This is a genomic window from Derxia lacustris (genome assembly GCF_002105195.1).
Taxonomy (GTDB): domain Bacteria; phylum Pseudomonadota; class Gammaproteobacteria; order Burkholderiales; family Burkholderiaceae_E; genus Derxia; species Derxia lacustris.
The window spans coordinates 16,089-37,057 of sequence record NZ_MUHU01000010.1 but is presented as its reverse complement, the minus strand read 5'-3'; the positions used below and the strand labels follow the sequence as shown (position 1 = coordinate 37,057).

Below are 20,969 nucleotides of genomic sequence, written 5' to 3'. Positions count from 1 at the left end.
CATGCCCGACGATCAAGACCTCCAGGCCCGCCGCGCGCGGCTGACGCCCGAACAGCAGGCCCGGCTCCAGCGCCGCCTGCGCGGCGAGGATGCCGCGCCGCGCGCGCGCAGCGACATCGGGCGCATCGACGCCGACGGCTGGCTCGGCCTGGCGCCGGCCCAGGCGCGCATGTGGTTCCTGTGGCGCCTGGCGCCCGACGACGCCGGCCTGCACATGGCGCAGGCGCTGCGCCTGCGCGGTCGGCTCGATCCGGCCTGGGTCGAGCAGGCGCTGCGCCAGCTCGCCGAACGCCACGACCAGCTGCGCACCGTGTTCCGCGCGACCGCCGACGGTGGCGCCGAGCAGCGCCTGCTGCCGGCGCTCGCGCCCGGTTTCGCATTCATCGACCTCGGCGCCGATGCGCCGGACCGGCGCGCCGAGCGTCTCGACGCGGCGCTCGCCGCGCAGGCCGGCGCGCCCTTCGACCTGACCGCCGGGCCGCTCATGCGCGCGAGCCTGCTGCGGCTCGGCGCCGAGGAGCATGTGCTGGCGCTGGTGATGCATCACATCGTCTCGGACGGCTGGTCGATGCGGGTGCTTGCCGGCGAGTTCATCGAGCTGGTCGGCGCGGCCCGCGACGGCCGCGCTGCCCCTCTGCCGGCGCTGCCGCTGCGCTACGTCGATTACGCCGCCTGGCATGCGCGCTGGGTCGCCACGCCCGACTGCGCCGCGCGGCTCGACCGCTGGCGCGCCCGGCTCGGCAGCGCGCCGCCGCCGGGGCGGTTGCCGGCCGATCGGGACCGCCACGACGGCGCCGATCATCCGGCGCTCAGCCTGACGACCGAGCTGCCGGCGGCGCTCGCCGACGCGATTCGCGGCTGCGCGCGCGCCGAAGGCACGAGCGTGTTCGCGGTGCTGGTGGCCGGCCTGTTCGCGCTGCTGTACCGGCTGACCGGCGCAAGCGCGCCGCGCCTGGGCACGCTGATCGCCAACCGCGAGCGGCCCGAGACCCAGGGCATGGTCGGCTTCTTCGCCAACACCCTGGTGCTGGGCGCCACGGTCGGCGCGCGCGACGACTTTCGCGCGCTGCTGGCCCGGGTCCATGCCACGGTGCTCGAGGCCCAGGCCGATCAGGCGCTTCCGTTCGAGCTGCTGGCCGAGGCGCTGCGCGACAAGGCGGCGGGCGCGCGCCAGCCGCCGTTCGACGTGATGATCAATCACCAGCGCCGCGATCTGACCGGGCTCGGCCGGCTGCCCGGCCTTGCGGTCGAGCCGATGCCCGACGTCGAGATCGCGCCGCGCGCCCAGTTCGAACTGACCGTCGAGTCGGCCGAGCATGCCGACGGGCGCATCACCTGGCTGGTCAAGTACGCGAGCGACCTGTTCGAGCGCGCCACGGTCGAGCGGCTGATCGACGGTTGGCAGCGGCTGCTCGCCGCCGCGACGCGCAACCCGGCCGGCGCCCTCGGCGCGCTCGACCTGCTCGACACCGACGACCATGCGCGGCTGGTGTACTGGAGCCGCGCCGCGCCCGAGCCCTTCGATCCGGCGCCGGTGCATGAGCTGATCGCGCGCCAGGCACGCGCCAATCCCGCCGCGCGCGCGCTCGTCTTCGGCGACCGCGTCATCACGCGCGGCCAGCTCGATCACCGCGCCAATGCCCTCGCGCACCGGCTGCGCGCGCTCGGCATCGGCCCGGAGCGCCGCGTCGGCGTGCTGCTCGAACGCGGGCCCGAGCTGGTCGTCGCGCTGCTCGCGGTGCTCAAGGCCGGCGGCGCCTATCTGCCGCTCGATCCGGCCGCGCCGGCGGCCCGGCTTGCCGCCACGCTCGACGACGGCGCGGTCGCGCTGCTCGTCTCCACCGGCGCGCTCTGCAAGGGCTTGCAGGCCGGCGCCGAAACCCGCCGGCCGCTGCTCGATCTCGACGCGCTCGATTTCGACCTCGACCTCGACCTCGACCTCGACGCCGACCTCGACGCCGACCTCGACGCCGGGCCGCCCGCCGGCGCGCTGCACGACGCCAGCCTCGCCTATGTGATCCACACCTCCGGCTCGACCGGTCGGCCCAAGGGCGTCGCCGTCGCCCACGGACCGCTGAGCCGGCATTGCCAAGCCACCGCCCGGCTCTACGAGATGGATGCCGACTCGCTCGAGCTGCATTTCCTCTCGTTCAGCTTCGACGGCGCCCATGAGCGCCTGCTGACCGCGCTGGCGAGCGGCGCCGCGCTGCTGCTGACCGATTCGACGCTCTGGACTCCCGAGCAGACGCTGGCCGCGATGACGCGCCACGGCGTTACCCATGCGGGCTTTCCGCCGGTCTATCTGCGGCAGCTCGCCGCCATTGCCCGGCCCGGCGCCGGCGCCGCGCTGCGGCTGCTGTCGTTCGGCGGCGAAGCCATGCCGCGCGAAGGCTTCGAGCAGGTACGCGCTGCGCTGCGGCCACGCTGGCTCATCAACGGCTACGGCCCCACTGAAACCGTCGTCACGCCGATGCTCTGGAAGGTGTCGGCCGACACGCCCTGCCCGAGCGCCCAGGCGCCGATCGGCCGGCCGGTCGGCGAGCGCCGCGCCCATGTCCTCGATGCCGACCTGCTGCCGGTCGCGCCGGGCGCCGCCGGCGAGCTCTACCTCGGCGGCGCCGGGCTTGCGCGCGGCTATCTCGGCCGCCCCGGCCTGACCGCCGAGCGCTTCGTCGCCGATCCCTTCTCCGCAAGCGGCGGGCGGCTCTACCGCACCGGCGACCGCGTGCGCTGGCGGCCCGACGGCCAGCTCGAATTCCTCGGCCGCATCGACCAGCAGCTCAAGCTGCGCGGCTTTCGCATCGAGCCGGCCGAGATCGAGGCGCGCCTGCTCGCGCTGCCCGGCATCGCCGCCGCCGTCGTGCTTGCGCGCGCCGACGGCCCGGGCGGCGCAGTCCGCCTGGTGGCCTATGTCGCTGGGCCCGGTCCCGAGCGTCCCGATCCGCGCGCGCTGCGCCGCGCGCTCGCGGACAGCCTGCCCGACTACATGGTTCCGGCCGCCTTCGTCGTGCTCGACGCCCTGCCGGTCAACACCGCCGGCAAGCTCGACCGGAGCGCCCTGCCCGCGCCCGAGGCGCCGGCCGAGGCCGACCATGTTCCGCCCGAGGGCGCGGCCGAAACCGCGCTCGGCGCCGTCTGGGCCGAGGTGCTCGGCCTCGCGCGCGTGGGGCGCGACGACAACTTCTTCGAACTCGGCGGCGATTCGATCCTGAGCCTCCAGATCGTCGCCCGGCTGCGCACGGCCGGCTGGACCATCACGCCGCGCCAGCTGTTCGAGCGCCAGACCGTGCGCCAGCTGGCCGAGGTGGCCACGCGCGGTGCGGTCGCGGCGCCGGTGGCGCGCGGCCCGGTCGAGGGCACGGTGCCGCTGCTGCCGTTCCAGTCGCGCTTCTTCGAGCTCGACATCCCGGCGCGCGGCCACTGGAACCAGGCGCTGCTGCTGCGCTGCCGCCAGCCCTTGCGCGCCGATCTGCTGGCGCGCGCCCTCGCGGCCGTCGTTGCCCATCACGACGCGCTGCGGCTGCGCTTCCGGCCACTGCCGGACGGCGGCTGGGAACAGTTCCATGCGCCGCTCGCCGAAGCCCTGGCGCCCGACCTGCTCCAGACCCGCCACGGCGCCAGCCCGGCCGACCTGCCCGCGCTCTGCGACGCGGCCCAGCGCAGCCTCGACATCGAGCGCGGCCCGCTGCTGCGCGCGCTCGCGATCGAACTCGACGCCGGCGACGACCACCTGTTCATCGCCATTCACCATCTCGTCGTCGACGGCGTGTCGTGGCGCCTGCTGCTCGAAGACCTGCAATCGGCCTACGCAAGCCTGCTCGCCGGCGCCGCGCCCGCGCTGCCGGCGAAGACCGACAGCTTCCAGGACTGGGCCCGCGCGCTCCGGGACCGCGCGGCCGGCCTGGGCGACGAGATCGACCACTGGCTCGCGCTCGCCGGCGCGCCGGCCGCGCTGCCGGTCGACCATCCCGACGGCGCCAACAGCGCCGCCACCCAGGCCCGGCTGAGCTTCACGCTGACGCGCGCGACGACGCAGGCGCTGCTGCGCGAGGCGCCGGCCGCCTATCGCACCCAGGTCAACGATCTGCTGCTCACCGCGCTCGGGCGCGCGCTCTGCGGCTGGACCGGCGAAGACCGCGTGCTCATCGACCTCGAAGGCCACGGCCGCGAGGACTGCTGCCCCGGCATCGACCATTCGCGCACCGTCGGCTGGTTCACCAGCCTGTTCCCGGTGCTGCTCGATCCGCTCGGCGAGCCCGGCGCGGCGCTCAAGCGCGTGAAGGAAGACCTGCGCCGGATTCCCGGCCGCGGCCTCGGCTACGCGGTATTGCGGCACCTGGGCCAGGCCGACCAGCGCGCGCGCCTGGCCGCCGTGCCGCGCCCGCGCGTGGTGTTCAACTACCTCGGCCAGTTCGACCGCAGCTTCGACGAGCAGGCGCCGTGGCTGCCGGCCGATGCCGGCTCGGGCGCCTGGATGGACGAACGCGCCGAGCAGACCCATGAGGTGCTCATCGCCGGCCGGGTCTACGACGGCGAACTGATCATGCTGATCGACTGGTGCGCGGCGCGCTTCGAGCGCGACCGCGTCGCGGCCTGGGTCGAGCGCTTTCGCGTCGAACTCGAGGCGCTGATCGCGCATTGCCGCGCCGGCGCGCACGGCATGACGCCCTCCGACTTTCCGCTCGCCGGGCTCGACCAGCCGGCGCTCGACGCGCTGCCGCTCGCGCCCGAGCGCGTCGCCGATCTCTATCCGCTCGCGCCGATGCAGGCCGGCATGCTGTTCCACAGCCTGGCCGACGGCGCCGGCACGGCCTATGTGACCCAGCTGCGGCTCGGCGTCGAGGGCCTCGATGCCGCGCGCTTCCGGGCCGCCTGGCAAGCGGCGCTCGAACGCCATCCCATCCTGCGCACCGGCTTCCTGCCGCGCGCGGACGGTCCGCTGCAATGGGTTGCACGCAGCGCGCCGCTCGATTTCGTCGAGGAAGACCTGCGCGGCGTCGCCGACCTGCCGGCGCGGCTCGACGCGCGCGCCGCCGCCGACCACCGGCCGTTCGACCTGGCGCGGCCGCCGCTGATGCGGCTGGCGCTGCTGCGCACCTCCGACACCGGCCATCACTTCGTCTGGACCCACCACCATCTGCTGCTCGACGCCTGGAGCGGCTTCCGTCTGGTCGGCGAGGTGATGCGCGAATACGCTGGCGAACGGCTGCCGGCGCCGGCCACCGTCTACCGCGACTACATCGCCTGGTTGCAGACGCGCGATCGCGGCGCGAGCGAGGCCTGGTGGCGCGAGCGGCTGCGCGCGGTCGAGGCGCCGACGCTGCTGGCCGGCGCCGCGACCGCGCCGGCCGACGGCGCCGGCCATGCCGATCTGGTCGAGCGCCTCGACGCCGCCGGCACGCGCGCGCTGGTCGAGTTCGCGCGCCGCGAGCGCATCACCGTGAACACCGTTGTGCAGGGCGCCTGGGCGCTGCTGCTGGCCCAGGCCACCGGCCAGGAGACGGTCGTGTTCGGCACCACCGTCGCCGGCCGGCCGCATGACCTGGCCGGCGCCGACACGATGCTCGGCCTGTTCATCAACACCCTGCCGCTGGTGGTCCGGCCGCAGCCCGACCGGCCGCTCGGCGACTGGCTGCGCGAGTTGCAGGCAAGCAGCCTGGCCGCGCGCGAGCACGAGTTCACGCCGCTCTACGACATCCAGCGCTGGGCCGCCAAGGGGCCGCAGGGCCTGTTCGACAGCATCGTGGTGTTCGAGAACTACCCGGTCGACGCGGCGCTGGCCAGTCCGCGCGGCGACGGTCCGCGCTTCGAGCGCTCGACCGCGATCGACGTCAGCAACTATCCGATGGATGTCGAGGTGCATCTCGGCGCCGAGCTGCTCATCAAGTTCATCTACCTGCGCGCCTGCTTTCGCGCGCCCACCGTCGCCGCGCTGGCGCGCCGCATGTTCCATCTCATGCGCGAGATGACGGCCGGCGGCGCGCGCCGGCTGCGCGAGCTGGACTGGCTCGCGGCCGACGAACGTGCGGCGCTGTTCGCGCTCGGTCGCGGCGACGATGCCGGCCCGACGCCGCAGCCGGTGCATCGGCTCATCGCCGCCCAGGCCGCGGCCCGGCCCGAGGCGGTCGCGCTCGCGATGGACGACGAGGAGCTTTCCTATGCCGAACTCGACGCGCGCGCCAACCGGCTCGCGCATGCGCTGCTGGCGCTCGGCGCGGCCGGGCCGGCGCCGGTCGGCGTGGCGCTCGGACGCGCGCCGCGCGCCATCGTCGCGCTGCTCGCGGTGCTCAAGGCCGGCGGCGCCTATCTGCCGCTCGACCCCGCGCTGCCGCCCGACCGGCTCGACATGATGGTCCGCGACAGCGGCATGCGGCTGCTGCTCACCGAGCGCCGCCTGCTGGCGCAGCTGCCGGCCGGCCCGGCCCGCGCGGTCGATCTCGACGCGCTCGATCTCGACGCCCTGCCCGCCACCGCGCCGTGCCGCGCGGTCCACGAGGCCGACCTCGCCTACGTGATCTACACCTCGGGATCGACCGGCCGCCCCAAGGGCGTGGCGGTGGCGCACGGTCCGCTCGCCATGCACTGCCTGGCGACCGCCGCCATCTACGGCATGAGCCGCGAGTCGCGCGAGTTCCACTTCATGTCGCTGTCGTTCGACGGCGCGCACGAACGCTGGATCACGCCGCTGTGCGTCGGCGCGCGGCTGGTGCTGCGCGACGACGAGCCGTGGAGCGCCGAGCGCAGCTGCGCGGCCTTGCGGCGGCATGGCATCACCAACGCCGCCTTCCCGCCCGCCTACCTGGGCCAGATGGCCGAATGGGCCCGCCTGAGCGGCGAGGCGCCGCCGGTCGAGCTCTACGTGTTCGGCGGCGAGGCCATGCCGCGCGCGGGCTACGACCGCATCCGCCGCGCGCTGCGGCCGCGCACTCTCATCAACGGCTACGGCCCGACCGAAACCGTCGTCACCCCGCTGATCTGGAAGGCCGACGCCGAGACCGGCTTCGAGGGCGCGTATGCGCCGATCGGCCGGCCAGTCGGCCGGCGCAGCGTCTACCTGCTCGACGCCGAGCTGCGGCCGGTGCCGCGCGGTGTCGTCGGCGAGCTCTACGTGGGCGGCTACGGACTCGCGCGCGGCTATCTCGGCCGGCCGGGACTGACCGCCGAACGCTTCGTCGCCGATCCGTTCGCGGGCGACGGCGGCCGGCTCTACCGCACCGGCGACCTCGCGCGCTGGCTCGACGACGGCAATGTCGAATACCTCGGCCGGGTCGACCAGCAGGTGAAGATCCGGGGCTATCGCATCGAGCTTGGCGAGATCGAGGCGCGCCTGCGCGAGGCGCCGGAAGTGGCCGACGCGGCGGTGGTCGCGCGCGACGGCGGCTCGGGCCGCCTGCTGGCCGCCTACGTGGTGCCGGCGCCGGGCACGACCGAGGCCGGGCTCGGCGACCGGCTGCGCGACCGGCTCGCGCGGACGCTGCCCGAGTACATGCTGCCGGCGCGCTTCGTCGCGCTCGCGGCGCTGCCCCGGCTCGTCAGCGGCAAGCTCGACCTGGCGGCGCTGCCCGCGCCGGTCGCCGCGCCGGCGGCCGGCTGGACCGCGCCGCGCAATGCGGTCGAGCGGCGCCTGGCCGAGCTGTGGCGCGAACTGCTCGGCGTCGAGCGGGTCGGCATCACCGACAACTTCTTCGAGCTTGGCGGCGATTCGATCCTCAGCCTCCAGCTCGTGTCGCGCGTGCGCGAGGCCGGGCTCGGCATCGAGCTGAAGCTGCGCGACCTGCTCCGGCACCAGACCATCGCGGCGCTGATGGCGCGCGACGATGCCGAGCCGGGCCCGCCGTCCGGCACGCCGGCCGCCGACAACCCGCCGGCGGACGAGGCCGATCCGATTCCGCTCACGCCGATCCAGGCCTGGTTCTTCGCCGAGCCCATCGACGCGCGCGCGCATTTCAACCAGTCGCTGCTGCTCGCGAGCGACGCGGCGCTCGACGACGCGGCGCTCGAGGGCGCGCTGCAAGCGCTGTCACGCCAGCACGGCGCGCTGCGCCACCGCTTTGCCCGCGCTGCCGGCGGCGACTGGCGCCAGCAGCGTGCGGCCAGCGACACGCCCGCCAGCGAGCTGCTCTGGCGCGGCGAGGCGCGCGACGCCGAGGCCCTGGCCCGGCTTTGCGACGCCGCCCAGCGCAGCCTCGATCTCGAGCGCGGACCGATCTGGCGCGCGGTCCATGTGCGCATGGCCGACGGCGGCGCCCGGCTGCTGCTGGTCATCCACCATCTCGCGGTCGACGCCGTCTCCTGGCGCGTGCTGCTCGACGACCTGGGCCGCGCCTATGCCGATCTGGCCGCCGGCCGGCCGCCCCGGCTCGGCGGCGCGACGGCCAGCTTTGCCGACTGGGCCCGGCGACTGCTGGCCGACGCCGGCAGCCATGCCGCCGAGGCCGATTTCTGGCGCCGCCAGCTGGCCGGCGCGCGCGACCTGCCGCGCGACGATCCCGCCGCGCCCAACCTGGCCCGCGACGCGACCACGCTCAGGCTCGCGCTGCCCGCCGCGCTCACCTCCGACCTGCTGCGCACCGCGCCGGCCGCCCACGGCACGCGCATCGACGAGCTGCTGCTGACCGCGCTCGCGCGCGCGCTGCGGCGCTGGGCCGGCGATGCCGAGCCGCTGGTGCTGCTCGAAGGCCATGGCCGCGCCGGCGACATGGCCGGGCTCGACCTGAGCCGCACCGTCGGCTGGTTCACCAGCGCCTATCCGCTGCGACTCGACGGCGCCGACCGGCCGCTCGGCGCCGCCATCGTGGCCACGCAGGCACGCTTGCGCGCCGTGCCCTGCGCCGGCATCGGCTACGGCGTGCTGCGTCATCTCGGCGCCACGCCCGGGCTCGATGCCGCGACACCGCGCATCGCCTTCAACTACCTCGGCCAGTTCGACGGCGCGGCCGGCCAGCGCACCGGACTGCGCCAGGCCGACGAGCCGCCCGGCCGCGAGCTGGACGAGCAGGCGCCGCTGGCCAACTGGATCGAGGTCATCGGGCGGGTCTGGGGCGGCGAGCTGGTGCTGGAGTGGATCTTCAGCCACCGGGTCTACCGGCCGGCCAGCATCGAGCGGCTGGTCGCGGCCTATCGCGCCGAGATCGAGGCCGTCGTCGCGCATTGCGTGGCGGCGGTGGCGCGCGGCGATGCTGAGCCGCGCGCCTGAGTCCCGGATGCGACACGGCCCGGCGCCACGCGGGTGACGCCGGGCCGGCGGTGGCGCGGCGGCCGCCGCGCGCGGGCAGTGTCAGAAGCGGTAGGCCGCGCTCAGCACTATGCGGCGCCGCGTGCCGCGCCAGCAATCGCTGCGTTCGAGACAGGTCGCGACATAGTCGCGGTCGGCCAGGTTGTTGATGTTGAGCGCGAAGCGCCAGTCGCGCAGGTCGTAGCTGGCCGCCGCGTCGACCAGCGTGACCGAGGGCACCGACTGCACGCCGATGCCGTCCCAGCTCCGCCCGGCATAGCGCACGCCGAGGCCGGCACGCGCGCCGGCCAGCCCCCAGACGCCGAGCTTGTGCATCGCCCAGGCGGCGGCGCTGTGCTTCGGGATGCTCTCGATCTGCTTGCCGAGGTAGCGCGCGTCGTCGGGCGTGGTGCTGGTGACCTCGGCATCGGTGTAGGTGTACTGGGCGAGCAGGCTCCAGGCCGACAGCTCGGCGCCGCCCTCCAGTTCGAGGCCCTTGGTCGTGGCCTCGCCGCGCTGCACCTGGAACGACACATCGGTCGGGTCGGTCGCGAGCCGGTTCTTCTCGACCAGGCGGAACACCGCCGCGCTCGCGCGCATCCGGCCGCTGGCCGGCTGCCACTTCAGGCCGGCCTCGACCTGGCGGCCGCGCTTGGGCTTGAACAGCGCGCCGCCGGCATCGGTGCCCGACACCGGCTCGAACGATTCCGAGTAGCTCAGATAGGGCGACCAGTCGGCGGCGCGATGCACCAGGCCGACGTTCTTGCTCGTCGCGCTGTTGGTCTGGCCGGTGCCGTCCTTGATGTCGCTGCGGGCGCGATCGCGGCGCACGCCGAGCGTCAGCAGCCAGGCCGGATCGAGCCGGATCTGGTCCTGGGCCAGCAGGCCGAAGCTGCGGTTGTAGCTGACCGTGGCGGGCTGGTAATCGAACGCCGGCACGGCGGCGCCGTACACCGGGTTGTAGACGTCGAGCGGCGTGGCGGCCTGCTCGGCATAGGCGGTCTGGTCCGAACGCTGGCGGATGACGTCGGCGCCGAACAGCAGCCGGTGCCCGATCGAGCCGGTCTCGAACCGGCCTTCGAGCAGCAGGTTGGCGCTGGCGATGCGGTCCATGTCGTCGGTCGCATAGGCGACGCGATTCATGTAGGTGCCGTTCGGATCGCTCGCGCCGGTGGCATCGACGAAGCCATCCCAGAAGGCGGCGTACATCGACCTCAGCCCGCCCTTGACATGGTCGAGGCGGCTGTTCTGGCGCAAGGTCCAATGCTCGTCGAGGCGGGTGCTGAACTCGTAGCCGATGCGCTGGCGCCGGCCGCCATAGCGGTCCCAGCCCGGTTCGCTGATGAAGGTGCTGTCGGGAATGCGGCCGTGCGGCGCCTCGTTCAGCGTGCCGTTGGCGGTGTAGAAGGCGTTCGTGGTGCCGCTGCGGTCGTACTGGTACTCGGCATAGGTGGTGAGCCGGGTGTCGGCGTCGATCTTCCAGGTCAGCGACGGCGCGAAATAGAGGCGCTTGTCGTCGGCATGGTCGACCTGGGTGCCGCTGTCCTTGCCGAGCGCGACCAGCCGATAGAGCAGCCGGCCTTCATCGTCGAGCGGGCCGGTCATGTCGAGCATGAGCTGCTTGTGGTCGCGGTTGCCGACCTGCACCGCGATCTCGCGCGCGGCCTCGTCCAGCGGGCGCTTCGAGACCAGGTTGACGAGGCCGCCGGGCGCGTTCTGGCCGGCCATCACCGACGACGGTCCGCGCAACACCTCGATGCGTTCGAAGGCATAGGGCTCGTTGCGCATCACGCCGTACCAGCCCGACAGCGGCAGCCGCAGGCCGTCGAGCAGCGTGGCGGCATCGGCGCCGCGCACCTTGAACCAGTCGCCCCGGTTGTCGAGGCCGTAGGTCTCGGCGCGCACGCCGGCGGTGTAGCGCAGGGCGTCCTGCAGGCTCTGCGACGCCTGGTCGGCGATCTGGTCGGCGGTGATCACGCTGACCGATTGCGCGACCTCGTTGAGCGGCGTGTCGGTGCGGGTGGCGGTGGCCGAGCGCTTGGCGACATAGCCCTGGACGCGCCCGGTGGCGGTTTCGGGCACGCCGCCGGCCGACACGTTGACGATCGGCAGAACGGCCTCGCCGACCGGCTCGGGCGCCTGCTGGGCCTGGGCCGCGCCGGCGCAGGCAAGACCGAGCAGTCCGATGCGCAAGGCAGTCGCGCGGGGAAGAAAAGGAATGGCGGCCGGGAGCGCGGCGGGATGGCGTCGGTTGCGGTTCATCGCTGGGAAGTGGTGGTTGGTCGGTTCGGGATGGCGCCCCGGCGCGGACTGGCCCGGGGCAAGGGTCAGTCGGCGCGCGGCCACCAGAGCGCGTCGGCGAAGAAGCGCTCGCGCAGCAGCATCACGAGCAGTGCGCGCTTGTGCGGGAAGTCGAACTCCTTGACCTTGGCGTAGCCGGAGCGGTCGAGGTTGCGGATCTGCCGCGCGTGGTCGGCGCGCGGCTCGCCGACCACGCGCGAGGTGCGCGGATCGTCGAGAAACAGGTAGTGCGAGATCGAGGTGAGCCAGGCGGTGGCGCAGGCCTTGCCGCGAAACGCCGGCTCGCCGATCAGCACATGCCAGCCGCGGTCGTGGTCGGCGGCGTCGTAGAACGGCGCGATGCGGTTCTCCTTGGCCCAATAGACCTCGAAGTAGCCGAACGGCTGGTCGTCGAGGCTGGCGATCATCGAGTAGATGTGCGGATCGGCGGCGATCGAATCGAGGTAGGCGCGGTGCCGGTCGAGGTCGCCCTGCTCCTGCCAGACGCGCGCCACCTCGGGATCGTTGAGCCAGCGGTGCAGCATCGGCAGGTCGCGTTCGGGCTCGACCATGCGAAAGCTGAAATCGCGTCCGAGCCAGGGGATGTGGCGGCGGTACACGACGCCGCAGGGCTTGGGCGGTCGGCGCGGATGGCGCCGGCCGGCGTCGAGCCGCTGCTGCGGCGGCATGCACGGGCCGGCATCGGGCAGCCACAGCCGGGGCTGCTGGAACAGCAGCTCGCGGCTGGCGCGCAGCCGGCCGGCGCCGGCGTCGAGCAGCACGCCGGCGCGCCGGCACCAGTCCGGCGCCGGCGTGCGCAGCCGCACGTCGATCTCGCGCCAGTCGGGCCGGAAGCTGAACGCGGCTTCGAGCGCGGCCAGCAGCCCGGCCTCGGAGACCGGCGCGTCGGTGACGGCGGCCAGCGCGGGCGTGGCGTCGTCCAGATGCCAGCGCGTCGGCTCGCCGCCGGCGCGCGCGCCCAGGTGCAGCGCATTGCCGTCGCGCGCGATGTCGTGGCGCCGGCCGTCGGCATGGCTGGCGAAGTCGGCGAGGCCCTGCCAGTCGAGCGGATCGACGGGCGATGCGGGACTGGTCATCGGAACTCCGGGGCGGGAAACGGTCGGGGTCGGTGGCGCGGCGAGCGGGTCGTCGGGCCATTGCCAGGGACAGCGGTCGAAGAAGCGGTCGCGGTCGAGCACGCCGAGCCGGGCGCGCTTGTGCGGCAGCTGGATTTCCTTGACGAAGACATAGCCGCAGCGTTCGAGGCTGCGGACCATCCGGTCGTTGTCGATGCGCGGCTCGATGACGAGACGGCGGGTGCGCGGCTCGTCGAGAAACAGGTAGTGCGCGACCGACGGCATCCAGGCGGTGAGCCAGGGCCGGCCGCGCAGTCCGGGCTCGCCGATCAGCACATGCCAGCCGCGGTCGTGGTCGCCGGCGTCGCAGAGCGGGCCGATGCGGTCCTCGCTGGCCCAGTAGGCCTCGACATAGCCGAACGGCCGGTCGTCGAGGCTGAGCACCAGAGCGATCGCATGCGGGTCGGCCGCGAGGCCGTCGAGATAGGCCCGGTGCGCGGCAAGCTCGCCGGCCTCGCGCCAGAAGTGCGCGACCAGCGGGTCGTTCATCCAGCGGTGAAAGTCCGCGAGATCGCGCTCCGGGTCGAGCGCGCGCAGCGTGAGCTGCTGCCCGAGCCACGGGATGTGGCGCCGGTAGACGATGCCCCGGGGCTTGGCCGGCCGGCGCGGATGATGCCGGCCGGCCGTGGCGGGGCCGGCGGCCGTGGCGGGCGGCGGCGGCGCCGCTGCCCAGCGCCCCGGCTGCTGCCAGAAGTCGGCGCGGTCGAGCGCGATCCGGCCGTCGTCCGCGCGCCGGGCCCAGCGCGGCAGGCCGAGGCGGCCGTCATCCGCGAGGCGCAGGCAATCGACATCGCGGTGCTGCGCGAACAGGGCTTCGGCGACCGCGAGCAGATCGTCGTCGGCCGGCGCGCCGTCGCCCTCGCACACCAGCGCCAGGCCGCCGCGCTCGGGCCGCCAGTGCCAGCGGCTCGACGGCCGGCCGGCGGCGCTCACCACGAGCCACGGGCCGTCGCCGCTCACCCGGAGCGCGGGCGTGCCGGAATGCGGCTGCGCGACGAAGATCGGCGCGGGGCCGCTTGCGGCCGGATTGCCACCGGTCGACATGGGCATCGGTCCTCCCAGGAGCGTGAACGTGAACGGCGGGGAATCGCTTCCCCTTCCCGCAACACGACGAACCAGCCGGCCGGGCGTTTAGCCGGCGCGCGCGGCCTCGGTCCGCAAGGCCTGCGCGAGCGCGCGGGCCAGGTCGCGGCGCAGCGCCGCGCTTTCGCCCACGACATTCCCGAGCCGGGCGAAGTCGTGGACCATGCCCGCGTGCAGGCGCAGCTCGACCGGCACGCCGGCGTCGGCGAGGCGGCGCGCGTAGGCGCGGCCTTCGTCGACCAGCGGGTCGTATTCGGCCAGGTCGATGCGCGCCGGCGCCAGGCCGGCGAGCGAGTCGGCCTCGGCCGGCGCGAAGCGCCAGTCCAGCCGGTCGCGCTCGTCGCGCAGGTACTGGTCGAACATCCAGCGCAGGGTGTCCGCTTCGAGCAGATGGCCGCGCGCGAGGCGCCGGTGCGACTCGCTGTCCTGGCGCGCGGCGGTGCAGGGATAGAGCAGCAGTTGCAGCAGCGGCTGGCGCCGTCCGGCGGCGCGCGCGGCCAGGCAGAGCGCGGTCGCGAGCGTGCCGCCGACGCTGTCGCCGGCGATGGCGATGCGCGAGCCGTCGAGTCCGTGCTCGGGGCCGTGGCGCAGCAGCCATTCATGCGCGTCCTCGGCGTCCTCGAAGGCGGCGGGAAAGCGGTGCTCGGGCGCGCGCCGGTAGTCGATCGCGAGCACCGCGCAGGGCGTCGCGGCGGCCAGGTCGCGGCACAGCGAGTCGTGCGAATCGAGGCCGCCGAGCACATAGCCGCCGCCGTGGAAGAACAGCAGCGTCGGCGCCAGACCCGGGCCGGCGCTGCCGCGATAGAGCCGGGCGCCGATGGCGGCGGCGCCGCGCCCGCGCAGCGCGAGCGACTCGACCGGCAGCTCGGCGCCGACGCTGTCGAGCCCGAGCGTGGCGCGGTCGTAGGCAAGGCGGGCCGCCGGCGCGGACATCGCGCTCATCGGCAGCCGCCGGGCGTCGTTGGCCAGGTCGAGGAAAGCGGCGAGATCGGGATGCAGCGGCATGGTTCAGGCGCGCGCGAGTTGCAGCGCCTCGTCGTGCCGCTGCGCGGCGCGCGCCAGCAGGCCGCTGATCTCGCCGCTGCGCATGGCGGTGATCGACAGCAGGGTGTCGCTCAGACCGTGGCTGTCCTCGCAGGCGCCTTGCAGGAACACGGCGGGATGGAAGTCGGGGCGGCTCCGGAGGCGGTAGTGGCGGTCGACGTCGAGCGTGCCGAGCCAGGGCGCGAGCGGCGCGAGCAGCTCGGCATGGCTGTCGCGCCGGTAGCCGGTGGCGAGCACGACGGCGTCATAGCGCTCGCTGCGCTCGCTGCCGGTGTTGAGATCGTGCAGCGCCAGTTCGATGCCGTCGGCAGTGGCGCGGGCCGCGCGCACCTCGTGCCGGCGCAGGAAGCGGTGGCGCGCGTCGCCGCGCACCTTCTGCTGGTAGAAGACGTCGAACAGCGATTGCACCAGTTCGAGATCGGGCGCGGCGTAGTTGGTGTGCCAGAACTCGTCGAGCAGCGCGGCGCGCTCGCCGGGGCTGCGGCTGTAGACGTAGTCGGTGAAGTCGGCGTTGAAGATCTCGTTGACGAAGGGGCTGTCGTCCGACGGCTTGATCGAGCGCGCCCGCATGACGAGGTCGACGCGCGGCGCGCCCGGGCGGCCGTTCAGGTCGCGGAAGATCTCGGCCGCGCTCTGTCCGGCGCCGATGACCGCGATGCGGCGGGCCTCCGGATGACGGCCGATCGCATCGAGGTAGCCGCTCGAATGGAACACGCGCGGATCGTCGCGCAGCGCGCGGAACTGCTCGGGCACGTTCGGCAGGCCGCCGACGCTCACGACGAGGTTGCGCGTCAGGCGTTCGCGCACATGTCCGTCGCGCAGCCGGGAGCGCACGCGCAGCAGCCGCACCTCGCCGTTGTCCTCGGCCACCGGAAGCAGCTCGAACACCTCCTCCGCATAGGCGCAAAGATCGTCGAAGCAGCTGGCGGCCCAGCCGAGGTAGTCGTTGAATTCGTGCCGGCTCGGAAAGAAGGTCTTGAGGTTGATGAAGTCCTGCAGCCGGCGTTTCTCGTGCAGGTAGTTGAGGAAGGTGAAGCGGCTGGCCGGATTGCGCAGCGTGGCGAGGTCCTTCAGGAAGGAGATCTGCATGTGGCTGCCGTCGAGCATCATGTTCGGATGCCAGGCGAAGACCGGCTGCTTCTCGATGAACAGGGCGTCGACCGGCGCGCCGGCTTGCCGCTTCTCGTCGAGCGCGATGGCCAGCGCGATGTTGGACGGGCCGAAGCCGATGCCGATCAGGTCGTGGATGTGCATGGTGTGTCCTCAGGTTGAGACGAGAAGCCATCGCTCCGGCACCGAGGCGGGACGCGGCGACGCTCCATGAGCACCAAGACGGGCCGGGCGGTCCGGCGTTTACACCGCCACGGGCGCGGGTAAACGGCTGCGGTCGCGGTTCGTCAGCCGGGTACGTCCACGCCATCGAGGTGTTCCTTGCTCGCCCATCTGCTCCGGCAATCCCGCGCCCTGCTGGTCGCGGCCACCCTCGCCAGCACTGTCTCGGGCCTGTGCGCCGTGCTGCTGATCGGTCGCGTCAACGCCGCGCTCAACGCGCCGGACGCCGTGGCTCGCGCCGCGCTCGCCCCCGGCTTCGTCGCCCTCGCGCTGCTAGCGATGCTCGGCCACATGACCTCGGTGCTGCTGTTCGAGCGCCTGAGCCAGCGCGTGCATGCCTGGCTGCGCGGCTTCGTCGCCGCGCGCGTGCTGCGCACCGACTTGCGCCGGCTCGAGGAACTCGGCGGCCCGCGCTTGCATTCGGCCCTCGCCGAGCACAGCGGCAAGGTGGCCGAGGCGTTCTCGTCGCTGCCGGCCATCGTCATGAATGCCGTGGTGGTGACGGCCAGCCTGGTCTATCTGGCCTGGCTGTCGCCGCGCGCCTTCGCAATGGCGGTCGCGGTGATCGGGCTCGGCTCGCTCGGCTATCACTTCGCCCATCTCAGGGCCATCGCCCATCTCGACCGGGCGGCGCGCGAGCAGGACCGGCTGTTCGGGCATTTCCGCGCGCTGGTCGAAGGTGCAAAGGAATTGCGCCTTCACCGCGCCAAGCGCGAACGCTTCGAGCGCGACGTGCTCGGCGGCTCGATCGAGGCGGTGCGCGCCGACCGCACGCGCGGCATGTCGATCTTCGCGGTCTCGACGGCCTGGGGCGCCTTCCTGATCCACGGCTTCATCGGGCTGGTGCTGTTCGCGCTGGTCGACGACGGACCGGACCGGCTGCGCGTCATGACCGGTTTCGCGCTGGTGTTCGTGTACATGACGCCGGCGCTGGAGGCGGTGCTGCTGAACCTGCCGCGCCTCGATCTCGCGCTTGCCTCCGCCGCGCGCATCGAGGAGATCACGCGCGATCTGGACCAGCATGCCGCGCCGGGGGCCGAATCGCCGCCGCCCGCGCCCGCCCCCCTCCACCCTCTGGTGCTGGCTGGCGTGACCCACAGCTACTACCACGAGGCGCGCGACGAGATGTTCACGCTCGGCCCGATCGATCTTGCGTTCGCGCCCGGCGAAATCGTCTTCCTGGTCGGCGGCAACGGCAGCGGCAAGACCACGCTGGCCAAGCTGCTGGTGGGCCTGTACCGGCCGACGGCCGGCCGCATCGTCGTCGGTGGCCAGCCGGTCGATTCCACCCAGCTCGACCGCTATCGCCAGCACTTCTCCGCCGTCTTCTCCGACTACTTCCTGTTCGACAGCCTGCTCGACGTGCCGAGCGCCGAACTCGACGCGCGCGGCAACCGCCTGCTGGCGCGACTCAATCTCGCGCACAAGGTGCGACTCGACCACGGCGCCTTCACGACGCGCGACCTGTCGACGGGCCAGCGCAAGCGGCTCGCGCTGGTGGTCGCCTGCCTGGAGGAGCGGCCCTTCATCGTCTTCGACGAATGGGCTGCCGACCAGGATCCCGTGTTCAAGGAAGTGTTCTACCGCGAGCTGCTGCCCGAGCTGAAAGCCCGGGGCAGGACCGTGCTCGTGATCTCGCACGACGACCGCTACTTCGACCTCGCCGACCGTTTGCTGCATCTGGAGAACGGCCGCCTCGCCCCGAATGCCCAAGCGTCGTCCGGGGCCGTCGCGACTGCCGCCGGCCACCCTGCCGGCGGTTGCAAATCCCTGTAGCCCGAAACCGATGCTCGATACATAATGCGAATGATTCGCATTACTGAAACGACGTCCAGAAGGGTTCCGGTGGAAACGACAGCTTGCCCCGGGCCGCTTGCGCAGACCTTCATCGCGCATCGAGGCCGGCTGAAAGATGCGGCGCAGAAGATCGTCCGGACGCCGGAGATCGCCGAGGACATCCTCCAGGAGGCCTATCTCAAGGTCACCGGATTTGCCGCCGATGTCGCCGTGCAGCATCCGGTCGGCTACTGCTTCCAGATCGTGCGCAACCTTGCGATCGATCACCGGCGGCGCGGCAAGCTCGAACTCGACCTGTTCACCGAAAGCGAGAAGGGCGAACAGGTGCCGGCCGCCTGCACCAGCCCCGAGCAGATCGCCATCGACCGGCAGAACCTGCGCATCGTCTGCGCGGTCATCGCCGACCTGCCCCCGCGCACGCGGCAGGCCTTCGAGCTGCACCGGCTCCAGTCGATGACTCAGCGCGACATCGCCGAACGGCTCGGAATCTCGGCCACGCTGGTCAATTTCATGATCAAGGATGCGATGGCGGCGCTGCAAAACTGTCGCCATCTGCTGGCGCGCGACTGACATCGCGCCGGCTCTCGGGGCAGGCTGGACCGGAAGCGACCGCCTGGCTTCGGCGACTTAGAATCGGCAGGTTTCTCACCCATTTCGCGGCCGGCCGATGCTGCAACAGGTTTCAAGCATGAACACGACGCCCCCCGAGCCGGACGACCCGATCTGGCGTCAAGCCTGGGATTGGGTGCAGGCCGAGCACGCGGAGGAACTGGATGGCGAGCGCCTGGAGCGGTTGCGCCAGTGGCTGGCGGCGGATCCGGCACATGCCCGGGCTTACGAGGATGCGGCGCGGCTGTGGCTGCTCGCCGGTCTGGTCCCGCCGCTGGACGACCCGGGTCCGGCGTCCTAGCGCTGGCTGCCACGGCAGCGCGGCCGACCGTGTAAACGGCGCCGCTCCTGCTTCGTCGTCGACGGCGAAAGGCTGCCGACGATGAATCCGATCACCCTGTTTTGCCTGCCCTGCGCCGGCGCAAGCGCCACCATGTATCTGCGCTGGCGGCGTCACCTTCCCGCATGGCTGCGCCTGCAGCCGATCGAGCTGCCGGGACGTGGCGCGCGGCTCGACGAGCGCCCGGTCGACGATTTCGACGCGCTGGTCGAGTTGCTGCTCGCCGAGCATGCAAGCGCTTTCAACGCGCCGCATTGCCTGTTCGGCCACAGCATGGGCGGCTTGCTGGCGCATGGATTGGCGCGGCGCCGGTTCGCTCGCGGCGAGCTGCCGCCGGCGGCGCTGTTGATATCGGCGGTGGCGGCGCCGCCACGGCTGCGGGATCGTCCCCGGCCCGACCGCAACGACGACGCGGCGCTGATCGCCGACCTGCGCCGGCAAGGCGGCACGCCCGCCGCGCTCTACGAGGCGCCCGAGTTGCTGCGGCTCACGCTCGACGTGCTGCGGGCCGACTATGGCGTCTGCGACAGCGCGCCGGCCGTCGGCGGCCCCCGGCTTCCGCTCGCGCTGCATGTCTTCGGCGGATGCGACGACGACATCGCCGCCGAGGCGCTCGCCGCCTGGGCCGACGAGACCTCGGGCAGCTTCACGCTCGACTGGTATGCCGGCGGTCATTTCTACCTGCGGCAGAACGAGGTCGCGCTGGTTGCGCGCATCGTCCAGGCGCTCGAACCGCTCCGCGCCCTGGCGCCAGTCGCCGCCCCCGGGCGCTGAGCCGCGCGCGCCGGATCGTCGACCAGCGCCCGGCCCGCATCGGCGCAGGGTCAGGACCCGACGGCGGACCGCATCGGCAGCCGGGCCTGCACGGCCCGCGCACGCCGCTTCCTCAGCCAGATGACGACGCCCGTCACGCTGAGGGTGGCGACCGCCACGCCCATGAACGACACCAGCACCCGCCCGGGCAAGCCGAGGATGCGGCCGGAATGCAGGGGAAACTGGGCCTGCATGAAGACATCGCCGGCGGTGCCGAAGCCCGGCCGCTCGACCGCGAGCACCGCCCCCGAATTCGCATCGAGCGTGATCCAGGGATTGCCGAGGCCGCCGTCGCCGTGCTCTTCCCCGGCGCCGAAGAAGCCGATGCGATAGATGCCGTAGCGCGTGGCATGAAAGATCCCGCCCGGCGGTTCGGCGATGCCCTGTTCACGCGCGATGCGCATTGCCAGGGCCAGCGCCTGCGCGCGATTGAGCCGGGGTTCCTCGACCTTGGCGTCGGGCGGCGCCGGCGTGCGCATCTCGAACACCGACGGCGTGAGCGCAGACAGGCTGCCCACGATGGGGCGGACGACTTCCTGGCCGAGGTTCATGGATACCGACGTCACCGCCATCACGAGCAGGATCGCCCACAGCCATACGCCGCCCGAACGATGCAGGTCGAACGTCAGCGCATGGCCACCCCGGCGCCAGCGGAATGCAAACGACTTGCGCCAGCCGCGCCGGCTCGGGAACGCCAGCCAGAGCGAGACGAAGCAGTCGAGCACCCAGCCGATCGCGATGCCGCCCATCAGGATGACGCCCAGTTCGAGCGCGCCGACCTCGGGGAGATGCAGGCTGTAGTGCAGCTTGTAGAGAAACGGCAGCAGGTTCTCGCGGTCGAGCGACATCGCGCCCCAGAAGCGCCGGCCGACCACGGCACCGCTGACCGGATCGACCGCCACCTGGTTGTAGTCGACCGCCGAAGGCTGACCGCCGCCGGCGCCGCCGCGCGGCTCGACCTGCATCAGCAGCGCATGGCCGGGTTCGGCGGCGAGCGGCAACCAGCTCACGCGCACCCGCTCATCGGCGGCCTCGACGCGCGCCGCCAATTCGATCGCCGGCAGCGGCGCGCCCGCCGACGTCGCCCGGAACAGCCCGGGATTGAGCCAGGCATCGAGCTCGTGATCCCAGGAAATCACCGCGCCGGTAAGCCCGGCGACAAACAGGAACAGGGCCGACGCCAGGCCGACCCAGCGATGGAACTTGAGGAGGAGCGGGCGAATTTCCATGACGACGATGCCAGATCACGATTGATAATCATTCTCATCATCGTGCAGAACCTGTTTTTGCCGCAAGCGTCGTCATCGCACGGGGCCTTCAA

At 72.9% G+C, this 20,969-nt stretch carries 10 protein-coding genes; 5 read left to right on the top strand and 5 right to left on the bottom strand.

The features are described from left to right. Nucleotide 1 precedes the first annotated feature (1 nt). Nucleotides 2-9,196: a non-ribosomal peptide synthetase gene (locus B9P64_RS10290; protein ID WP_085316155.1), complete on the top strand. Its 9,195-nt coding sequence runs from the start codon at nucleotides 2-4 to the stop codon at nucleotides 9,194-9,196. Nucleotides 9,197-9,277: 81 nt separating this feature from the next. Here the strand turns inward: B9P64_RS10290 and B9P64_RS10285 are convergent, their stop codons facing one another. The 4 genes from B9P64_RS10285 to B9P64_RS10265 all read right to left on the bottom strand — a co-directional run bounded on the left by B9P64_RS10285 (nucleotide 9,278) and on the right by B9P64_RS10265 (nucleotide 16,011). Then, on the bottom strand, nucleotides 9,278-11,407 hold the full coding sequence (locus B9P64_RS10285; protein WP_235839958.1) for a TonB-dependent siderophore receptor: 2,130 nt from the start codon (nucleotides 11,405-11,407) through the stop codon (nucleotides 9,278-9,280). A 134-nt stretch (nucleotides 11,408-11,541) separates the two neighbouring features. Beyond that, the gene (locus B9P64_RS27990; protein WP_235839957.1) at nucleotides 11,542-13,680 is read right to left on the bottom strand and encodes a GNAT family N-acetyltransferase; all 2,139 of its coding nucleotides are present in this window, start codon (nucleotides 13,678-13,680) and stop codon (nucleotides 11,542-11,544) included. A gap of 81 nt (nucleotides 13,681-13,761) precedes the next feature. Further along, on the bottom strand, nucleotides 13,762-14,718 hold the full coding sequence (locus B9P64_RS10270; RefSeq protein WP_085316153.1) for an alpha/beta hydrolase: 957 nt from the start codon (nucleotides 14,716-14,718) through the stop codon (nucleotides 13,762-13,764). A gap of 3 nt (nucleotides 14,719-14,721) precedes the next feature. Then, nucleotides 14,722-16,011 carry a lysine N(6)-hydroxylase/L-ornithine N(5)-oxygenase family protein gene (locus B9P64_RS10265; RefSeq protein WP_085316152.1) on the bottom strand — a complete coding sequence of 430 codons (1,290 nt, stop codon included), beginning with the start codon at nucleotides 16,009-16,011 and terminating at the stop codon, nucleotides 14,722-14,724. Between the two features lie 177 nt (nucleotides 16,012-16,188). Here B9P64_RS10265 and B9P64_RS10260 point away from each other — a divergent pair, with 177 nt between their 5' ends. From B9P64_RS10260 to B9P64_RS10245, 4 genes are all read left to right on the top strand, one after another. Beyond that, nucleotides 16,189-17,865, top strand: a complete 1,677-nt coding sequence (locus B9P64_RS10260; protein WP_085316151.1) for a cyclic peptide export ABC transporter — start codon at nucleotides 16,189-16,191, stop codon at nucleotides 17,863-17,865. A 69-nt stretch (nucleotides 17,866-17,934) separates the two neighbouring features. Next, complete coding sequence (locus tag B9P64_RS10255) at nucleotides 17,935-18,456, top strand: sigma-70 family RNA polymerase sigma factor (RefSeq protein WP_235839956.1); 522 nt, start codon at nucleotides 17,935-17,937, stop codon at nucleotides 18,454-18,456. Nucleotides 18,457-18,574: 118 nt separating this feature from the next. Continuing rightward, a complete protein-coding gene (locus B9P64_RS10250; protein WP_085316349.1) occupies nucleotides 18,575-18,796 on the top strand; it encodes a FecR/PupR family sigma factor regulator in 222 nt (73 codons plus the stop codon). Between the two features lie 81 nt (nucleotides 18,797-18,877). Beyond that, entirely contained in the window at nucleotides 18,878-19,609 is a 732-nt protein-coding gene (locus B9P64_RS10245; RefSeq protein ID WP_085316150.1) for a thioesterase II family protein, read from the top strand. A 50-nt stretch (nucleotides 19,610-19,659) separates the two neighbouring features. On the opposite strand, the gene B9P64_RS10240 is transcribed toward B9P64_RS10245, so the two are convergent. After that, the gene (locus tag B9P64_RS10240; protein ID WP_328589862.1) at nucleotides 19,660-20,877 is read right to left on the bottom strand and encodes a PepSY-associated TM helix domain-containing protein; all 1,218 of its coding nucleotides are present in this window, start codon (nucleotides 20,875-20,877) and stop codon (nucleotides 19,660-19,662) included. Nucleotides 20,878-20,969: the final 92 nt, after the last annotated feature.